14 protein-coding genes and 1 tRNA gene are annotated in these 18357 nt (G+C 67.0%); 5 read left to right on the top strand and 10 right to left on the bottom strand.

The window, feature by feature from the left end; genetic code table 11:
• Positions 1-30: 30 nt before the first annotated feature.
• The gene (locus GV044_RS12990; protein ID WP_159870470.1) at positions 31-1224 is read right to left on the bottom strand and encodes an MFS transporter; all 1194 of its coding nucleotides are present in this window, start codon (positions 1222-1224) and stop codon (positions 31-33) included.
• A 198-nt stretch (positions 1225-1422) separates the two neighbouring features.
• Here GV044_RS12990 and GV044_RS12985 point away from each other — a divergent pair, with 198 nt between their 5' ends.
• Positions 1423-1629 (top strand): hypothetical protein, encoded by a 207-nt coding sequence (locus GV044_RS12985; RefSeq protein WP_159870467.1) that lies wholly within the window; start codon positions 1423-1425, stop codon positions 1627-1629.
• Between the two features lie 4 nt (positions 1630-1633).
• On the opposite strand, the gene chrA is transcribed toward GV044_RS12985, so the two are convergent.
• Entirely contained in the window at positions 1634-2806 is a 1173-nt protein-coding gene (gene chrA / locus GV044_RS12980) for a chromate efflux transporter (protein WP_159870464.1), read from the bottom strand.
• A gap of 166 nt (positions 2807-2972) precedes the next feature.
• On the bottom strand, positions 2973-3782 hold the full coding sequence (locus GV044_RS12975) for an enoyl-CoA hydratase/isomerase family protein (protein WP_159870461.1): 810 nt from the start codon (positions 3780-3782) through the stop codon (positions 2973-2975).
• A 171-nt stretch (positions 3783-3953) separates the two neighbouring features.
• On the opposite strand from GV044_RS12975, the gene GV044_RS12970 reads away from it, so the two are divergent.
• Together GV044_RS12970 and GV044_RS12965 are read left to right on the top strand one after the other, a co-directional pair.
• The gene (locus GV044_RS12970; protein WP_159870458.1) at positions 3954-5639 is read left to right on the top strand and encodes an FAD-binding protein; all 1686 of its coding nucleotides are present in this window, start codon (positions 3954-3956) and stop codon (positions 5637-5639) included.
• 161 nt (positions 5640-5800) lie between these two features.
• Positions 5801-6076, top strand: coding sequence for a PaaI family thioesterase (locus tag GV044_RS12965; protein ID WP_159870455.1), 276 nt, complete (start codon positions 5801-5803; stop codon positions 6074-6076).
• 67 nt (positions 6077-6143) lie between these two features.
• Here GV044_RS12965 and GV044_RS12960 read toward each other — a convergent pair.
• Both GV044_RS12960 and GV044_RS12955 read right to left on the bottom strand, forming a co-directional pair.
• A tRNA-Asn gene (locus GV044_RS12960) sits at positions 6144-6218 on the bottom strand.
• Positions 6219-6302: 84 nt separating this feature from the next.
• The gene (locus GV044_RS12955; protein WP_159870452.1) at positions 6303-7085 is read right to left on the bottom strand and encodes an NAD kinase; all 783 of its coding nucleotides are present in this window, start codon (positions 7083-7085) and stop codon (positions 6303-6305) included.
• A gap of 97 nt (positions 7086-7182) precedes the next feature.
• On the opposite strand from GV044_RS12955, the gene GV044_RS12950 reads away from it, so the two are divergent.
• The gene (locus GV044_RS12950; RefSeq protein WP_159870449.1) at positions 7183-8523 is read left to right on the top strand and encodes a bifunctional diguanylate cyclase/phosphodiesterase; all 1341 of its coding nucleotides are present in this window, start codon (positions 7183-7185) and stop codon (positions 8521-8523) included.
• 32 nt (positions 8524-8555) lie between these two features.
• On the opposite strand, the gene GV044_RS12945 is transcribed toward GV044_RS12950, so the two are convergent.
• The 4 genes from GV044_RS12945 to GV044_RS12930 form a co-directional block, all read right to left on the bottom strand.
• Positions 8556-10034 carry a glycosyltransferase family 39 protein gene (locus GV044_RS12945; protein WP_159870446.1) on the bottom strand — a complete coding sequence of 493 codons (1479 nt, stop codon included), beginning with the start codon at positions 10032-10034 and terminating at the stop codon, positions 8556-8558.
• A gap of 270 nt (positions 10035-10304) precedes the next feature.
• On the bottom strand, positions 10305-13784 hold the full coding sequence (gene mfd, locus GV044_RS12940; protein ID WP_159870443.1) for a transcription-repair coupling factor: 3480 nt from the start codon (positions 13782-13784) through the stop codon (positions 10305-10307).
• Positions 13785-13999: 215 nt separating this feature from the next.
• The gene (locus GV044_RS12935) at positions 14000-14269 is read right to left on the bottom strand and encodes a succinate dehydrogenase assembly factor 2 (RefSeq protein ID WP_159870440.1); all 270 of its coding nucleotides are present in this window, start codon (positions 14267-14269) and stop codon (positions 14000-14002) included.
• A gap of 105 nt (positions 14270-14374) precedes the next feature.
• On the bottom strand, positions 14375-14797 hold the full coding sequence (locus GV044_RS12930) for a host attachment protein (protein WP_159870437.1): 423 nt from the start codon (positions 14795-14797) through the stop codon (positions 14375-14377).
• A 103-nt stretch (positions 14798-14900) separates the two neighbouring features.
• Between GV044_RS12930 and recG the strand changes: the two genes are divergently transcribed.
• Positions 14901-16958 (top strand): ATP-dependent DNA helicase RecG, encoded by a 2058-nt coding sequence (gene recG / locus GV044_RS12925; protein WP_159870434.1) that lies wholly within the window; start codon positions 14901-14903, stop codon positions 16956-16958.
• Between the two features lie 48 nt (positions 16959-17006).
• On the opposite strand, the gene GV044_RS12920 is transcribed toward recG, so the two are convergent.
• Complete coding sequence (locus tag GV044_RS12920; protein ID WP_159870431.1) at positions 17007-18203, bottom strand: diguanylate cyclase; 1197 nt, start codon at positions 18201-18203, stop codon at positions 17007-17009.
• Positions 18204-18357: the final 154 nt, after the last annotated feature.

Raw genomic sequence — 18357 nt, 5'->3', positions numbered from 1 at the left:
ATGCTCATTGCCCCCAGAGGCAGTGCCGCCCTAGGCGATCCGAGCCGCCATTTTCGACGAGCGTCGTTCCAGAGCCAGCGCGAGGAGGAAAACCGCCAGCCCGCCGAGCGACAGCGCCACGCCGATCCAGCCAGTCGAAGCGAACCCGTAACCCGCCGAAACCGCCAGGCCGCCAAGCCACGGGCCAAGCGCATTGGCGACGTTGAAGGCGCTGTGATGTGCAGCTGCCGCGAGCGCCTGCGCGTCCCCCGCCACGTCCATCAGCCGGGTCTGCAGCACTGCGCCGAGACCCCCGCCCAGGCCGATCAGGAACACGGCGAGCGTCACCGTCCACAAGCTGTCGGTCGAGGTGGTGAAGAACGCCAGGGCCGCGGTGGTCCACAGCATGATCGCGATGGCCGTGCGGTTGATGCTGTAGCCGGCCGCCCACCCCGCGACGAGGTTGCCGATCGTCATGCCCACGCCGAACACGGCCAGAACCACGGGCACCCACCGCTCGGAGACATGAGTGACCGAGATCAAGGTCGACGCGATATAAGTGTAGACCGCGAAGAACCCGCCGAAGCCGATCGCGCCGGTGAGCAGCGTCAGCAGCACTTGGGGCCGACGCAATGCGCCCAGCTCACGCAAGGGGCTCGCGTCGCGGCTGGGTTCGCCGAGCGGCGCGTAGAGCGCCACAAGCACCATCGTCACCGCGGCGAGCCCTGCGACAAGCCCGAAGCCAGTGCGCCAGCCGAAGGCCTGGCCGAGCCAGTTGGCCATCGGCACGCCGATGATGGTGGCGACGGTCAGACCGGTCATCACGCGGGCAACCGACAGCGCGCGCTTGTTGTCGGGAACCAGGGCCGCGGCGACCAGCGCCGCCACGCCGAAGTAAGCGCCGTGCGGCAGTCCGGTGATGAAGCGGAACACGAGCAGGGCATGGTAACTGGGCGCGATCGCGCTCAGCGCATTGCCGACGGCGAACAGCGCCATCAGCCCGATCAGCAACGTGAGCCGGGCGATGCGCGCCGCGAGCACCGCGATGACCGGCGCGCCGACGACGACGCCCAGCGCGTAGGCGCTGATGGCGTGGCCAGCGGCGGGCTCGTCGATGTGCAGATCGGCGGCGAAGAAGGGCAACAGGCTCATTGCCGCGAACTCGGTGGTGCCGATCGCGAAGGCGCCCATGGCCAGCGCCAGGGTGACAAGCGCGGGGTGTGCCGAAGGCGTAGCCTTGGTCATCGGGGCGGCATCTCCAGGTTCGAGTGAGCGCAGGAGATGGTATGCTGCACTGCACAACGTCAATGGCGCGACAGATGCTTTTTGCGCGCCAAGGATCGCTGCCGCTGCAAGTGGACGCAATTCATAGCTGCCGCGTGGCTGTCGATAGTGAGCCTCGCCCGATGGACACGTGCGCTCCGCCGCGGCTACCGGACGGGCATGAGCATCGTAGCCACCATCATGAACACGGCGACTGGCCGTCCCCTGCAGAAAATGACCTTCGGGCGCATGCCCAAGCCTTGGATCAGCTTCAATCTCGAGAACGGCCAACTGGTCACCGCCGAGCGGATCGACGTGGGCAAGCCCGCACCCGGCAAGTTCGCAGCGCCCGTCGACATCTGGGTGACGGTGAAGCCGAAGGACTGAGCACCTAGCTGCTCAGCACCAACCATCCAACCAAGGCGCCCGCCAGGATGATGGCCGGCGTAACCCACGCACCCTTGAGCCGCCATGCAGCCAGAAGAGCGGCGCCGAACAGGACCAGCACCAGCCACGGCGTGGTGACGTGAGCCGCGGTCGCTTGTGACAGATGCACGAAGGTGGCCGCGATCACCCCGACGACTGCGGCGGCCACACCCTCCAGCACCCGGTGCAGCGCAGGGTGTTCGATGATCGCCTCGAGCCGTTCGAACAGGAGCAGCGAAAAGGCGAATGCGGGCAAGAACATGCCGGCGGTGACCATGAGCGCGCCCACGAAGCCGCCGGCGACGTAGCCCACGAACGTCGCAAAGATCACCAGCGGCGCGGGCAGCACGCCGGCCAGCGCGATCCCGTCCAGAAACGCGGCATCGCCAATCCACCCACGCCCGACCGTATCGGCACGCACGTAGGGGATCGCCGTGTAAGCGCCGCCAAAGGTCAGCAGTCCGCCCTTCAGTCCAGCGAGGAACAAGGCGCCCGCCGTCACCGAGGTATGGGCCACGCCGCCGGCTTGCTGCCCCTGCAAGGTCAGGACCATCGATGCCGCTGCAAGCCCGACAGCGGCGGCGATGACCAGCACGGCCCAGATGGGGCGCCTCGCCAAGGCATAGGCGAGCCCGCCGGCAAGCAAGGGAATCCAGAACGGCACGCCGACCAGCGTCGCGACAAAGCTCCCTGCCGCCACCAGTGCGAGCAGCCGGTTCTCGATGATATGCTGCCCGATGCGGACGACCGAGCGCAGGATGACGGCCAGCACGACGATCTGCACACCCAGCAGGACACCCGACCAGCCCGTCCGTCCAGCAACCCACGTCATGTAGCCCCAGCCGGCGATCAGCATCAGCACGAGCCCGGGCAGCATGAATCCAAGCCCCGCCAGCAAACCGCCGAGCCGACCCCGGGCAACCATCCCCAAGTGAACGCACAGCTCGTGCGCCTCCGGCCCGGGCAGCACCTGCAGCACGGCGAGCAGCCGATTGAACCGCCCCTTGTCGATCCAGCGCTCCTCCTCGACCAAAGCCTGGCGCAACATGGCGATCTGCGCGACCGGGCCGCCGAAGGCGAGCGCGCCGAAACGCAGGAACTTGAGAAACAATGCTGAAAGGGTGATCGGCGGCGGCATCGCGTCGCCACCGCGCAGACTGGCATCTTCATTCATCACGCACGCGCTCCTTCGCCGCGGAAGCGGCGTCTGGAGCGGACTTGGACGAGAGCCGTCTGAACGGGCGTCCGCCTGAAGCCCGGTGCAAGCCCTATCGCCTCACCCCACGCCTTAGGTCAAGACCTGCTCAGCGCCCGGTGAAGTTGGGGGCGCGCTTTTCCTTCAGTGCTTGGATGCCCTCCAGGTGATCGGCACTGCGGACGCTCACCGACTCATAGGCGATCCCCGCATCCATCAGCGCGGTGGCGAGGCGCTTAAGCTCCAGGTTCGTCAGCACCTTGGTAGCGCGGATCGCGACCATCGCGCCCTTGAGCAGCTTCTGGCAGAACGCGTCGACCCGCGCGTCCAGCTCGTCGAGCGGCACCGCATGGTTGATCAGCCCAATCTCGGCCGCCTTGCTCGCAGGCAGGAGATCGCCGGTGAGGAGGTATTCCTTGGCGCGCGTCAGCCCGATCCGCTGCGCCCAGATCACCGCGCCGCCGTCGCCCGCCACCAGGCCCAATCCGACATGCGGATCGCCGATCTTGGCGTTCTCGGCGGCGAAGATCACGTCGCATAGCAGGGCTAGCGTGGCCCCCAGCCCTACAGCGTGACCATTCAGCCGGCAGACCACCACCTTGTCGATGTCGAGAAGCGTCGAGACGATGCGCTTGGCCATGCGCGCCTCATGGTCGAACAAGTGCGGGTTTCTGGCATTATGCTCGATGTGGTCGAGGTCGCCACCGGCGGAAAAAGCACGACCGGCACCCGTGAGGACGAGAACGTCGGAGTCAGTGTCGCCTTGCGCGAACCACAGCGCTTCGGCCAACTCATCATGAAGCTGCAAGTTGACCGCGTTCATCGTTTCAGGCCGGTTCAGCGTGATCCGCAGCAGTCGCCCTTCGCGGGAGAGCGCGATCGTCTGCAGGCTCGGCAGGGCCGGAACGGTGTCGGTCATGCGCATCTCTCCCTCTCAATCGCGGCCGTCATAACCGGGCTTGCGCGTAGAGCCACAGCAATCTGCCCGCGCGCATCGCCGTGGCGCTATGCGCGCCATTGCGTGCCGGGTCCTATCGTGCTGAACAGTTGCGCAGCAACAGGGCCGGACAGGCCACGCGGAGAGGTGTTCATGGCGCAATTCGACGAGACGTTCGACTGGGTGGTGGTCGGCAGCGGCGCAGGCTCGATGAGCTCGGCGCTGCTGATGAAGCAGGCGGGCAAGTCGGTCGTGATCCTCGAAAAGGCGGAGTGGGTGGGCGGCACCACCTGCAAGTCCGGCGGCGTGATGTGGATCCCCGCCAACCGCTTCATGAACCCCGGCGAGGACAGCGTGGAGAAAGGCGTCGAGTACCTCGACAACCTCGTCGGCGATGCGCCCGACACGCCCGGCACCAGTCCGCAGCGTCGGCGCGCCTACGTGAACCAGGCGCCGCGCATGCTCGACTTCATCATCAGCCAGGGCGTGCAGCTGGAGCGCGGCTCGACGTTCTGGCCCGACTACTACGACGAAGTGCCCGGGGGCGTGAAGACCAGCCGCACGGTCACGGCGCTGCCGTTCGACAAGAAGGAACTCGGCGCCTGGGCACCCAAGCTGCGCAAGGGCTTCCTCGAAGTGCCCGCGCGCCTCGACGATGGCATGAAGCTGCCGTTCATGAAGCATTCGTGGGAGATCAAGAGGATCTTCTTCAAGATCGCGTTAAAGCTCGTGCTCGGCAAGCTGACCGGCAAGCACTGGGTCACCGCAGGCGCGGCGTTGCAGGGCCGCATGCTGAAGGCCGTGCTGGAGAAGAACGCCGCCGACATCCGCGTTAACTCGCCGGTGAACGAAGTCATCATCGAGGGTGGCAAGGCGCTCGGCGTAGTGACGGTGAAGGACGGCAAGCCCTGGCGCATCGGGGCGAAGCTGGGCGTACTGGTGAACGCCGGGGGGTTCTCGCAAAACCAGGCGATGCGCGACAAGTACATCCCCGGCAGCCGCAAGGAGTGGTCGAACGGGATCGAGACCGATCACGGCGACATGCACCAGGAGTTGGAGCGCAAGGGCGCGGCGCTGGGGCAGATGGACCAGATGGTCGGCTTCCAGATGAGCGAGGCGCCCGGCTGGGAAACCGACTACGTCAAGCCCGGCACCCAGAGCACCACCGGCAAGCCGCACGCGATCCAGGTCGACCAATCGGGCGTGCGCTACATGAACGAAGGCGGCTCCTACGAGGAGTTCTGCGAAAACATGCTGATCCGCGACCGCACGGTACCGGCGATCCCCAGCTGGGCGATCATGGACCAGCAGTACATGAACGAGTACACCGTCGCCGGTAAGGGCACGGCCAAGAAGAACATGGCCAAGTGGCTGGAGTCCGGCTGGATGCGCCGCGCCGACAGCGTCGAGGGCTTGGCCGAGGCGATCAAGGTTCCCCCCGCTGCATTGAAGGGCACCGTCGATCGCTGGAACGGCTTCGTCCGCAACGGCAAGGACGAGGACTTCCACCGCGGTGAGCGTGCCTACGACAATTGGCTGGGCGACCCGTTCTTCAAGGATGGCCCGAACCAGTGCATGGGCACGATCGAGAAGGGTCCGTTCTACGCGATCCCGATCGTGCCGGGCGACGTCGGCACCTATGGCGGTGTCGTATGCGACAGCGACTCGCGCGTGCTCACGCCGGAGGGCACACCGATTGAGGGCCTTTACGCCTGCGGCGTCGCCACCGCCTCGCCGATGGGCAAGGTCTACCCCGGCGCAGGCGCCAGCGTCGGGCCGTCGATGACCTTCGGCTGGATCGCGGCGAAGCATGCAGCGGGGTTGGGCAACCAGGTCTGATTTCCGCAGCGGAGATGCAGGAGGCGGAATTCGAAGCACAAGGCTGGTCGGCACTGCCGACCCGCGCGTTCTCGGCGACAGTCGGCACGATCTGGGCGCGGGGAGAGCCAGGCGCCCGCTAGTTTTGCCTCCCATGCGGAGACGTTGTCGCGAACGATCACATGGGCATGGTCCATGGCGGCGCCTTGATGACCTTTGCGGATATCGCGCTGGGCGTGGCCGTCGTGGATGCGATCGGCGCGCCGAACTGCTCGACGGCGCAATTGCAATACCACTTCGCCGCCGGAGTGAAGGTCGGCAGCCTCCTCGTCTGCGTGCCCGAAGTGGTGCGCCGGACGCGCCGCATGGTATTCACACGCGGCTTGTTCCGAGTAGGTGATGAGACGGTTGGATCGGCCGACGCGATCTACAACGTCTTCGAGCAGAGGCTCGGCTAAAGGCATCAATGCCCGCCGTTCCAAGCGCTCGCTGCGCTTGGCCTCTGCAGCCAGACCTAGCAAAAACTGGCTCCCCGAGTAGGATTCGAACCTACGGCCATTCGATTAACAGTCGAATGCTCTACCGCTGAGCTATCGGGGAGCAGCCCAGGTGTCTCCACCATCGGGCAGGGGTGCGCGTATAACAGCGTGGATTCGTTTGGCAAGCGTGTTTGCGCGGCGAAAGTCAGACCTGGAATTGCTCGGCGAAGATGCGTTCCTCCAGGCTGGCTCCGGGATCGAAGAGGAGTGTCAATTCCTTGCGCTGGCAGGCGACGATCTTCACGTCGCGCACCTCGCGCACTTCCTTCTGGTCGGCCACCGCGGCGACCGGGCGCTTGCGCGGTTCAAGGACGCGGAACTCGACTTCGGCGCTCTCCGGCAGGATTGCGCCTTTCCATCGGCGCGGGCGGAACGGGCTGAGCGGCGTCAGTGCCAGCATGCGTGAGCCGAGCGGCAGGATCGGGCCGCCGGCGGAGAGGTTGTACGCGGTCGAACCGGCCGGGGTAGAGACCAGGATGCCGTCCCCTGCCAGCTCCTCCATACGCACCTTGCCGTTGATCCGTACCTCAAGCTTGGCCGTCTGGCGCGTCTCGCGCAGCAGCGAGACTTCGTTGATGGCATAGTAGCAGAACGATTTGCCGTGCTGATCGACGACATGCATCTCCAGGGGACGGACCGAGACCGCATGCGCCTCGGCCACGCGCTTGCCGATCGGGCGGGCGTCGTCGTGCTGGCCGTTCATCAGAAAGCCGACGGTGCCCAGGTTCAAACCATAGCAGGGCAGCATGTGGTCCCAATCGAGCATCTCGTGCAGGACATGGAGCAGGAACCCATCGCCGCCGACGACCACCAGGACGTCGGCTTCGGTCGGTGGCACCCAGTTGTGCGAGCGGCGCAGCTCGGCGGCTCCCGCTTGCGCGCGGGGACTGTCGGACACGATCAGGGCTAGCCGGGGTTCCACGCTCATCGACGATCCTCATCGCGGACTGTCGTGTCCCGCATAGGGGCGCAAGGGCTGTCCAATTTACACGTGTTTGGCAAGGGCTTTCGCGTTATGAGAGCTGATGCGCGGGCACCATCAGGCAGAAGACAGTAGCGAGGACGCGTTTGGCGCCTCGGCCCCGCGAGAGCGCTTCCTGGGCAGCCCGGGCACGGAAAGTGCACGCAGCCGCATAGCCGAATGGCTCGCCAGCGAAGGCATCGACGAAGGCCGCGCGCACTTGCACGCCATGCTGGTCGGATTGCGCCGGTTCGACGCGGTGAACCTGGCGTATGGCGAGGCCGCCGGTGACGAGGCGCTGGAGGAAGTCGCCGCGCGCATGAGCAACTTCGCGGCTGGAGAGCTGGAAGGGCGCTGGCTGGTCTCGCGCGCCGGTGGCGGCTCGTTCCTGCTGCTCGCAGCCGAGCCGTGCAGCCGCGAGCGCTGGCAACTGGTCGCTGACGAGCTGGCCGAAGCGGTCGCCCGCCCGATCCCGACGCCGTCGGGCGTGCTGCGCCTCTCGCCGCGTCTGGCGCTGGTGCGCATGCTGGAGGGTGAGGCGATCGACCTCATGCTTGATCGGCTGGGCCAGTCGCTGAGCGAGGCGACGCAGCGTCAGGGTGCGCGCATCGTCTGGGCCAACGGTGAGGCAACGCCGCCGGGGCGCTCCTCGGCGCAGCTGGAGGCCGATCTGCTGGCCGCGATCGAGCGCGACGAGATCGAGGTACTCTTCCAGCCGCAGTTCAGCCTGCCCGACGATCGCCTGGTCGGGGCCGAGGCTTTGGCGCGGTGGAACCACCCGGAGCTTGGCCGCATCGGCGCCAGTGCGCTGTTCGCCATCGCGGAGCGGACCGACCACATCGTGCCGCTGTCCCGCCACATAGCGCGCAAGTCGCTGGACTTGGCGCAAGCCTGGCCGGCGCGGCTGCGACTGTCGCTGAACGTGACGGCGGCGGACCTGGCGTTCGGCAGCTACGCCCGCCAGCTGCTCGACAAGCTGCGCGAGACGGGCTTCCCGCCCAATCGCCTGACGCTGGAAGTCACAGAGCAATCGCTGATCAGCGACGTGGGCTTGGCGGCGCAGATCATGGCGGAGTTTGCCGCGAACGGTATCCGCATGGCGCTCGACGACTTCGGCGCGGGGTTCTGCAACTTCCGCTATCTGAAGCTGCTGCCGCTGCATTACCTGAAGCTCGATCGCTCCATGGTGGACGGCATTGGGCGCGACCGGCGCGACCGGGCCGTGCTGCGGGCGATCGTGGCCATGGCCAAGGCGCTCGATCTCGAGGTCATCGCCGAGGGCATCGAGAGCGAGGCGCAGCGCACGCGCGTCGCCGCGGAGGGCTGTGCCTACTACCAGGGCTTCGTGCGCGCGCAGCCGATGAGCGCAGAGATGTTTGCCAAGCTGGTGGCGGTTTCGGAGTAGGCGCGGCAGCTACCGCGGCGGTTTAGATCCTCTTAACGCCGGCGGTAGATCACAACATCGCCGAACTGCGCATCCACGCGGTAGTTCGTGTCCAGCCAGGCCTCGACCGGCTTGCCGTCCGCCCGCACCCACGCCACGCCTTTCCCGTCCGCATCGGTCACCACGAACTGCGGTTTAAGCGCTATCAGCCGGCCGACCTCGTCTGGGCCGACATAGCCGTGCGCCGCCAGAGTATCGATGATGGCTCGCCGCGCGAGGTTATCGGGATGCACTCCGGCTCGTGAAAGCTGCGGCGCGTCGAGGTACCAATGCACCAGGTGCTTGTGCAGCGCCCAGACTTGCGGATGCGGGCCGCCACTCGCGCGGATGTAGGCGGCGGCCTGAGCGATCGGACGTGGCGCTGCGTAAGCCTCGCGCGCAGCAGGGAGTGCGGCGCTGATCGACGTGGCGACCGGGAGCAACACCAGAGTCGCGCTGGCTAGGCGCAGTGGCTTGGCGGCGGAGCTCAGCGCGTGCGCTCCCAAGGCCGCGAACAGGCCCATGAAGGGCATCAGTTGCAACCAGTAGTGCGGATAGGCCGCACCGCCGATGAGGAGCGATCCCGCCACGGCGGCAGTGGTGGCGAGCAGCAGGGCAATGGGCCAGCTGTCCTGCTTCCAGACCGCCAATTTCCGGATTGCCTCCAGGCCACCGACTCCGGCGAGCAGGAGCGGTGGGCCGTACAGCAGCGGCGCTCTCTGCGCGGTGTAGTAGAGCTGGGTCACATGCTCGCGCGCGACTTGCAGCGCGGTGAGCTGGCCGGAGTAGGCGAGCGGCACATCGATCATGGCGAGCTTGAGCGTCGCAAGCTCGCCCGCGATGGCGTAGACGAGCACGAGCAGCAGCGGCGGGATCAGCCCGGCCGCGCCAAAGGCCAGCCATGCCCGGCGCGAGACTTGCGCTGGGATGAGGATCGCAGCGGCAACCAACCCCAGGCCGAGCACCAGCGCCACCAGCGCGAGGTTGGTGCGGGTGAGCACGGCAAGGGCTACCAACAAGCCCGCAATCGCCGCATCCCCGTTGCGCAGCGGTACGCGCGCGAGGCGCCACGTCGCGGCGGCCAGGAACGCGATGGCGGGAAGTTCGGAGCTGGTCGCCAAGCCGAACGGGGCCGAGGCGAGCAAGGCGCAGACCAGCGCTCCAGCGAGTGCGGCCCACGGCCCGACCAAGCGCTTGCCGGTCACGTAGACGAGATTGGCGGCTGCAAAGACGCACAGGCTTCCCAGCAGGCGGATCGCGAGCAGGCTCTTGCCGAACAGGGCGATGACGGCGCCAAACAGGAAGAAGATCAGCGGCGGCTTGAGGTCGAACTGGTGCACGAACGGCAAGTGGCCGTGCGCGACGTCGGCGCCCATTAGGATGAAGCTCCATTCGTCCCAGTCGATCTGTTCAGGGAACAGGCTGCCAAGGCGGAAGAGCAGCGTGGCAAGCGCAATCAGCGCGAGGGCGGCGGGAGTGGGCAGGGCCGCCACGCGGACCCACCTTTCCCGCGTCGTCTGCTGAAATTGGGGAGCGAGCGTGGCCATGGGGCCCGGTTAGGGGAGAATGCTTGCGATTGCCCTACCTTCCCCCCGGAACGGGGGGAACGATACGCAGGCTTGGGAGCGCAGCGACCTAGCCGAAGTTAGATGGGGTATCGGCGCTTGCCGGACAGCTCCGGGATCCCCATCCAAGCTGCGCTAGTCTCCTGCGGAGCCGAGCTTCGCTATCCTTCCCCCGACCCGGGGGAAGGCAAGGGAGATTCAAGCCGCCTTCTTGGCGATCCCGCTGAGCCCCTTGGTCAGCTGGTACAGCCCGTTCAGCCGCGACTTCGGATCGCCCCACACACGCGTGATCACCAGCTTGTTGTCAGGGCGCAGCTTGATCGTGCCCTCCAGCCGCTCGGCATAGGCGATGAGGCCGGCGGGGTTGGGGAAGGCGTCGTTGTGGAAGCTGACCAGCGAGCCCCGCGCGCCGACGTCGATCTTGGCGATATGCGCGTCGATCGCCTGGCGCTTGATCTCGATCAGACGCACGAGGTTAGCGGTCGGCTGCGGCAGCGGGCCGAAGCGGTCGATCATCTCGGCCGACATCGCCTCGATCTCGGCGGTGCTCTCGGCATCGTTCAAGCGGCGATAAAGCGCCATGCGGACGGCGAGATCGGGGACGTAGTCCTCGGGTATCAAGATCGGCGCCTCGACGGTGATCTGGGGGCTGAGGCCGGCGTTGCTCTTCTCCAGGGCGTTGCCGCCCGCGCGCGCCATCAGGATCGCGTCCTCTAGCATCGACTGGTAGAGTTCGAACCCGACTTCGCGGATGTGGCCGGACTGCTCGTCGCCCAGCAGGTTGCCGGCGCCGCGGATGTCAAGGTCGTGGCTGGCGAGCTGGAAGCCCGCGCCCAGGCTGTCGAGATCGCCCAGCACCTTGAGGCGCTTCTCGGCCACTTCGTTCAGCGCCATGTTCGCCGGCGTGGTCAGGTAGGCATAGGCGCGCAGCTTGGAACGGCCGACGCGCCCGCGCAGCTGGTAGAGCTGGGCGAGACCGAAGCGGTCGGCGCGGTGGATGATGATGGTGTTGGCGCGCGGGATGTCGATGCCGCTCTCGACGATGGTGGTGGAGAGCAGCACCTCGTACTTGCCCTCGTAGAAGGCGCTCATCCGCTCTTCCACTTCGCCCGCGCTCATCTGGCCGTGGGCGGAGATCGCCTTGATCTCGGGCACCGTCTTGGCGAGCCATTCCTCGATCTCGGCCATGTCGGATATGCGCGGCACGACGATGAAGCTCTGGCCGCCGCGATGGTGCTCGCGCAGCAAGGCCTCGCGCATCACCATCTCGTCCCATTCCATGACGTAGGTGCGCACGGCGAGGCGGTCGACCGGCGGCGTCTGGATGGTGGAGAGTTCGCGCAGGCCGCTCATCGCCATCTGCAGCGTGCGCGGGATCGGCGTGGCGGTGAGCGTCAGCATGTGCACGTCGGTGCGCAGCTGCTTCAGCTTCTCCTTATGAGTGACGCCGAAGCGCTGCTCCTCGTCGACGATGACGAGCCCCAGGCGCTTGAACATGACCGACCTGGACAGCAGCGCATGGGTGCCGACGACGATGTCGACTGTGCCGTTCGCCAGCCCCTCGCGCGTGGCCTTCATTTCCTTGTCGCCGACGAGGCGCGAGAGGCGCCCGACCTGCAGCGGGAAGCCGGCGAATCGCTCGGAAAAACCTGAGAAGTGCTGGCGCGCCAGCAGCGTGGTCGGCGCAACCACGGCCACCTGGTATCCGGACATCGCCGCGACGAAAGCGGCGCGCAGGGCGACCTCGGTCTTGCCGAAGCCGACGTCGCCGCAGACCAGGCGGTCCATCGGCTTGCCGGCGGAAAGATCGCCCAGCACGTCTTCGATCGCGCGTTCCTGGTCGTCGGTTTCCTGCCACGGGAAGCCGTCGGCGAACTGGTTGTAGGAGGAGCTGTCCGGTTCCATCACCGGCGACTGGCGAAGCGCGCGCTCGGCCGCCGTCTTCATCAGCGCGCCGGCGATCTCGCGGATGCGCTCCTTCAGGCGCGCCTTGCGCCGCTGCCAGCCTTCGCCGCCCAGCTTGTCGAGCACCACGCCTTCGCTCTCGCTGCCGTAGCGCGAGAGCACGTCGAGGTTCTCGACCGGAATGTAGAGCTTGTCGCCGCCGCCGTAGGTCAGCATCACGCAGTCGTGAGGGCTCTTGCCCACCGGGATCGATTGCAGGCCTTCGTAGCGGCCGATGCCGTGGTCCATGTGGACCACGAGGTCGCCCGGCGTCAGCGCCGCCAGTTCGGCCAGGAAGGCGTCGGCGTCCTTGCGCTTCTTCTTGCGGCGGACCAGCCGGTCGCCGAGGATGTCCTGCTCGGTAACGATCTCCAGGTCGTCGTTCGAGAATCCGGTCTCGAGCGGGAGCACCAGCGCCGCGGGGCGGCTCTTGCTCGCCTTGCCGAGCGCGTCTTGCCAGCTTTCGGCCAAGCCCGGCTCGGGCGCGACCGCTTCGCCCAGGATCGAGACGATCCGCGCCCGGCTGCCCTTCGAGTAGGCGGCGAACAGCGCCTTCTTGCCCGACTTCGCGACTGCCTGGAGGTGCCGGGCGGCCGCTTCGTACACGTTGTCGCCGCGAGCGCGTTCGGGCGCGAAGTCGCGCGCGTTGCCGAACCCAAAGTCGAGCACCTTGGCGCTCTCGGGCTGGGCAAAGGGATCGGCGCGGTGGACGGGCCAGTTGGCGGCGCACGTGTCGAGTTCGGCCTGGGTGAGGTACAGCGCCTCGGGTGCGAGCGGGCGGTAGCTGCCGGCTTTCTGCCCGGAGGTCTCGAGGCGGGACTTGTGGTAGTCCTCGATGTCCTTGAGACGTTCTTCGCCGGCGGCCTGCGCAGCGTTGTCGAAGACGATCAGGTCGCCCTTGCCCAAGTGATCGAACAGCGTGACCAGCCGCTCCTCGAACAAGGGCAGCCAGTGCTCCATGCCGGCCAGCCGCCGCCCGTCGGTAACGGCCTGGTAGAGCGGATCGGCGGTGGCATTGGCGCCGAACATCTCACGGTAGCGCGCGCGGAAGCGCTTCACCGTGTCCTCGTCCATCAGCGCTTCGCTGGCGGGGAGCAGCAGGTGGCCGTCGACCGGCCCGGTGGAGCGTTGGGTCGATGTGTCGAACAGGCGCAGGGTTTCGAGTTCGTCGCCGAAGAAATCGAGGCGCAAGCCTTGTTCGAGACCTGACGGCACGATGTCGAAGATCGAGCCGCGCACGGCGAACTCGCCCGCGTCGATCGCGGTGTCGCTGCGCTGGTAGCCCTGGCGGCGTAGCAGCGCGATCAGGCTCTCGTGGCCGATCTCCAGCCCGGGCATCAGCAGCCGCACGGACTCGCGAATGCGGAACGGCGTCAGCACGCGCTGGAGCAGGGCGTTGACGGTGGTGACGAGAAGTTGCGGACCCTCGCGCTTGGCTTGCAGACGGTGCAGGGCGGACAGGCGCCGCGCGCTGACCGACAGCGCCGGGCTGGCGCGATCGTAAGGCAGGCAGTCCCACGCCGGGAACTCGATCACCTCCAGCTCGGGCGCGAAGTAAGTGGCGGCGTCCGCAACCGACCGCATCTCCGCCTCGGCGGTGGCGACGAACACGGCGCGACCCTTGGTGCCGATCGCCCGCGCCAGGTCGGCCATGACGAGCGGCTGCGCCCCGCGCACGACGGAGGACAGGGTCAGCGGGGACTTGGCGGACAGGATCCGGTTGAGATCGGGCATGTGTGTTGGGGAAGTCGGCAGCAGGGTGGAGGGTTCCGGGTGTCCGTTAGGGAGAGCCGACGCGTTCGGCAAGTGTTCCGGCTGTGAGGCGGATAGGCGTCGACCCGGGCTTGACCCGGGTCCGGTTCCGCCATGTCTTAATCTTGGAGGCGTACCCCCGGGAGATCGCAACATGGCGAAACCGGACCCGGGTCGAGCCCGGGTCGACGATGTGATCACCTCGGGATGTCGACGTAGTCCAGCACTTGCATGCGTTCCATCAGCGCGCCGGCAAAGCGCTCCGGCACCGGCTCGGTCTTCAGCGCCCAGGCCATGATCTCGACGTCGTCTTCCTCGATCAGGTCCTCGAACCATTGCACGTCGTCGCCGCTCCACTCGCCGTGGAAGCGGTCGAAGTAGCAGCCGATCATGTAGTCGGCCTCACGCGTGCCGCGGTGCCAGGCGCGAAACCGCATGCGGGCGAGGCGGGGGGAGAGTTCGGTCATGCGGCGCGAGGTAGGGGAGCGAGCGAGTAGGGGCAAGGTGGTCTGAGGTGGCGAGCGGGAAAGCGGGCCAGCGTCGTCCCGGGTCAACCCGGGACGACGTCGACATCACCCCTTCAGCGCGTTGACGATCTCCGCCACCGGGCGGCCGGTCATCGTCTTGGCCAGCTCCTTGATCAGCAGGCCTTCGAGCTGCTTGTGGTAGCGCTTGCGCATCTCGCCCAGCGACTTGGGATCGGCGATGATGACGAGCTTCTCGATCTTGTGCTGGAGCACCTGATGGTTGAGCCAGTCGGCTACCGCGATCGCATGCGCGCTTTCGTCCAGTTGATCGTTGGCGCCGTTGCCCGTGCGTGCGGAGAAGCTTTCGCTGGTATCGGAACGATGTGCGCCAGCGCTGAAGTTGGTCAATTCCAGCTCTGGGGTGTCTTGCGCGGTCAGCTTAGGCTCCGCTTCGGTGCCGGTGTTGCGGAAGAACTCGAATTTGGTGCCGTCGGCGACGGCGATCGATGTTCCGTGTGGCAAGAGCATGGAGCCTCCTTTGTCTCTCTTGATGCATGTCAACAAGGAGCCGCGGCCCGGGTCGTTCCCTTGCGCTCTGGCGAAACGCTCTGTTCGCGCGCTAAGAGGCGCCATGCGGCCCGAAGCGCTCAATCCCCTGTTTGTCGAAGTCCAAGCGCTCGATGGTGTCGGCCCCAAGCTGATGCGCCCGTTGGAGAAGCTTAGCCTGACGCGTGTGCGCGACCTCGCCTACCACCTGCCCGAGCGCTTCGTGGAACGCCACGCCGTCGCCGATCTCGACGAGGCAACCGTTGGCGAGAACATCATCGTCGCGCTGACGGTGCGCGAGCATCGCTCCTCCTCCGGGCGCGGGCCGTTCCGGGTGCTGGCGGAGGACGCGCAAGGCAATGTCTGCGCCATCAGCTACTTCGGCCGCGCGTCCTACTCGGGCAAAAAGGCGCTGCCGGTGGGCGAGAAGCGCTGGGTCGCCGGGCGGCTCGATCAATACGGGCAGATGCTGCAGATCGTCCATCCCGACCATGTGTCGGAAAGCGCGTCCGGGCTCGCGGGGCAAGTGCGCGAGCCGGTCTATGGCCTGTCAGAAGGCATGACGCTGGGGCGCATCACGGGGTTGGTGCAGCAAGCGCTCAAGGCGGTTCCTGAGCTACCCGAATGGTGCGAGCCGGGCCTTGTCGAGCGGATGGGCTGGCCGCAATGGCGCGAGGCGCTGGAGACGGCGCACCGCCGCATGGACCCGCTCGCGCGCGATCGCCTCGCTTATGACGAACTGCTCGCGAACGCGCTGGCGCTGATGCTCGTGCGCGCGAGCAATCGCTCGCAAAAGGGCACGCCGCTGATCGGCGACGGCGCCTTGCGTGCCAAGCTCAAGCTGCCATTCGCGCTGACCGGCGCGCAAGTGCGCTCGATCGGCGAGATCGAGGGAGACCTGGCTCAAGCCGCGCCGATGCTGCGGCTGCTGCAGGGGGATGTCGGCTCGGGCAAGACGGTGGTTGCGCTTTCGGCGATGCTGATCGCGGTCGAATCGGGCGCGCAAGCGGCGATGCTGGCGCCCACCGAGATCCTGGCGCGCCAGCACCACGAAACGCTGATGCGCATGGCACAAGGCACCGGCGTGGAGATCGCGCTGCTGACCGGGCGCGACAAGGGCCGGGCGCGCGAGTCGATCCTGATGGGTCTGCTCGATGGCTCAATCGACATCCTGGTCGGCACCCACGCGATTTTCCAGGAGGCGGTCGCCTACAAGAACCTGGCGCTCGCCGTGATCGATGAGCAGCACCGCTTCGGCGTCTCCCAGCGGCTGCTGCTCGCCAAGAAGGGGCGCCGTACGCCGCACTTCTTGGCGATGACGGCGACGCCGATCCCGCGCACGCTGACGCTGGCGCAGTATGGCGAGATGGACGTCTCCCGCCTCGACGAACTGCCGCCCGGACGCCAGGCGATCGACACCCGCGTGGTCTCGGCCGAGCGCATGGACGATGTCGTCGGCGCCCTGGCGCGGCACTTGGAGGGCGGCGGCCAGGCGTACTGGGTCTGCCCGATGGTGCGCGAGAGCGAGGGTGACGACATCGCCGCCGCCGAGGCTCGCTATGCCGGGCTCAAGGCGCGGTTCGGCGACGAGGTCGTGCTGGTTCACGGCCAGCTGCGGCCCGAGCAGAAGGACGCCGCGATGGAGCGGTTCTCTAGAGGAGGCGCCAAGCTGCTGGTCGCGACCACCGTGATCGAAGTCGGGGTCGACGTGCCCAATGCGACACTGATGGTGATCGAGCAGGCCGAGCGCTTTGGGCTCGCCCAGTTGCACCAGTTGCGCGGACGTGTCGGGCGCGGGCAGGCAAAATCGGTGTGCCTGCTGCTGCGCGGGGCGGAGTTGTCCGAGACCGGCGCCAAGCGGCTCGCCTTGATGCGCGAGACGCAGGACGGATTTCGCCTGGCCGAGGAGGACCTGGAGCTGCGCGGCGGTGGCGAGCTGCTGGGAACGCGCCAGTCAGGGGATACGCCGTTCCGCGTCGCTTCGCTGGAGCAGATCCAGAAGCTGCTGCCCATCGCGCACGACGACGCCCGGCTGCTGATCGAGCGCGATGGTGGCCTTGCCGGCGAACGTGGGGAGGCGGCGCGGCTGCTGCTCTACTTGTTCGAGCGGGACTGGGGCGTGCAGCTGCTCCGAGGTGGCTAGCGGCGAATTCTACTCGCTCGACGATCGGATCAGGTGCTTTGCTCTACCTCAAGCCGCCGTCTTCACCTGGTCGCGGCCGCAGCGTTTGGCTTCGTACAGCGCCTTGTCCGCACGCTCGATCAAGCTGGCGGCATCGTCCTCGTCGGTCAGGCTGGCGATGCCCGTGCTGATCGTGACCATCAGGTGCAAGCCTTCGCCCGCTGCAAACGGATTGGCCCGCAGTCGGCCGAGCATGCGCTCACACACCACGTAGGCATTGTCCTCGGAGGACTTGGGCAGCACCACGCCGAACTCCTCGCCGCCCATGCGGCCGATCCGGTCGTTGATGCGGGTGGCGCCCTGAGCATGGCCGACGACATGGCGGATCGCCTCATCGCCCACCGCGTGGCCGTAGGTGTCGTTGACCCGCTTGAAGTTGTCGATGTCGAACATGGCGAAGGAGAGCGGAGTGCCCAACCGCCGAGCCTCGGCGATGCGCTTGTCGAGGTAGGCCAGGATCTCGCGCCGGTTGGCGACGCCGGTCAGATCGTCAGTCTCCGCGCGCTTGCGCAGTTCGTCCTGGTAGCTGCGCTCACGCGCGAACGATCGGCGTAGTGCGACGGCCGAGAGAACGGCCAGCACCAGCAGGCAGAGGCCGGCGAACGACATGAGATAGAAGAAACGCAGCAGCGTGCGGGTGACGCGCTCGACATGCGACCGTAAGTCGTAGAGGCGGCTGCGCTCGTTCTGTAGGATGTTCTCGGCGATCCGGTCGATAGCCTCGATGCCGCCGCGCACGCCGCTATGGCCCACGGCATCGCGTGCCTCCTCGATGCGACCGTCCTTGGCGATGCGGACGATCTCGTCCACGCTCATCAGGAACGCGCCGGCTTCGTGACGAAGCGTATTGATCGCGTCCTGCTCGTCCCGGCCGGTGGTGTAGCGATCAAGTTCGTCCAGGCTCTGCGCCAGCTGCCGGCGGCCCGCGACATAGGGCTCCAGTTCGCTTGGCTCGCCGGTAAGAAGAAAGCCCCGTTCACCGCGCACGGTGTCGAGCGTGGCGATCTTCACCTCGTTGGCGGCGCGCAGCACGCGCAAGGTCTGCGTGTAGGCGATCGCGAGGCGTTGCTGCTCTTCGCTCGACTGCCATGCGATCAGCGAGGATCCGACGAGCAGCGTACCCATCAGCGCAATGGAGGCGACGAAGTAGTGCGCCTTGCCCTGCAATTGATCGACTCTGCGTAACAGCGAATCCGACAAGCTCATCCGCGACATCCCTCCGCCCCGGACGGAGGGGTACAAGGAAATGCTTATGGGCGGGTTAACCACCGCAGATGCTGAGTGCACGCGAGGGAGCTGCTCGTGGTCGTACGACCGCAGCATGGCGAAGTCCGCTCTGGCCGCGGGCGAACGCTACGCC

The organism is Novosphingobium sp. 9U (genome assembly GCF_902506425.1).
Classification (GTDB): domain Bacteria; phylum Pseudomonadota; class Alphaproteobacteria; order Sphingomonadales; family Sphingomonadaceae; genus Novosphingobium.
Note: the sequence above shows the minus strand (reverse complement) of the source record. Positions and strands in the feature narration are given on the sequence as shown.

Coding starts and splice junctions, on each gene's coding strand:
- mfd (WP_159870443.1), bottom strand. CDS start 13,784: ATGCCCGATCTCAACCGGATCCTGTCCGCCAAGTCCCCGCTGACCCTG.
- GV044_RS12955 (WP_159870452.1), bottom strand. CDS start 7,085: ATGAGCGTGGAACCCCGGCTAGCCCTGATCGTGTCCGACAGTCCCCGC.
- GV044_RS12965 (WP_159870455.1), top strand. CDS start 5,801: ATGGGCATGGTCCATGGCGGCGCCTTGATGACCTTTGCGGATATCGCG.
- GV044_RS12990 (WP_159870470.1), bottom strand. CDS start 1,224: ATGACCAAGGCTACGCCTTCGGCACACCCCGCGCTTGTCACCCTGGCG.
- recG (WP_159870434.1), top strand. CDS start 14,901: ATGCGGCCCGAAGCGCTCAATCCCCTGTTTGTCGAAGTCCAAGCGCTC.
- GV044_RS12920 (WP_159870431.1), bottom strand. CDS start 18,203: ATGAGCTTGTCGGATTCGCTGTTACGCAGAGTCGATCAATTGCAGGGC.
- GV044_RS12975 (WP_159870461.1), bottom strand. CDS start 3,782: ATGACCGACACCGTTCCGGCCCTGCCGAGCCTGCAGACGATCGCGCTC.
- GV044_RS12935 (WP_159870440.1), bottom strand. CDS start 14,269: ATGACCGAACTCTCCCCCCGCCTCGCCCGCATGCGGTTTCGCGCCTGG.
- GV044_RS12950 (WP_159870449.1), top strand. CDS start 7,183: ATGCGCGGGCACCATCAGGCAGAAGACAGTAGCGAGGACGCGTTTGGC.
- GV044_RS12985 (WP_159870467.1), top strand. CDS start 1,423: ATGAGCATCGTAGCCACCATCATGAACACGGCGACTGGCCGTCCCCTG.
- chrA (WP_159870464.1), bottom strand. CDS start 2,806: ATGCCGCCGCCGATCACCCTTTCAGCATTGTTTCTCAAGTTCCTGCGT.
- GV044_RS12970 (WP_159870458.1), top strand. CDS start 3,954: ATGGCGCAATTCGACGAGACGTTCGACTGGGTGGTGGTCGGCAGCGGC.
- GV044_RS12930 (WP_159870437.1), bottom strand. CDS start 14,797: ATGCTCTTGCCACACGGAACATCGATCGCCGTCGCCGACGGCACCAAA.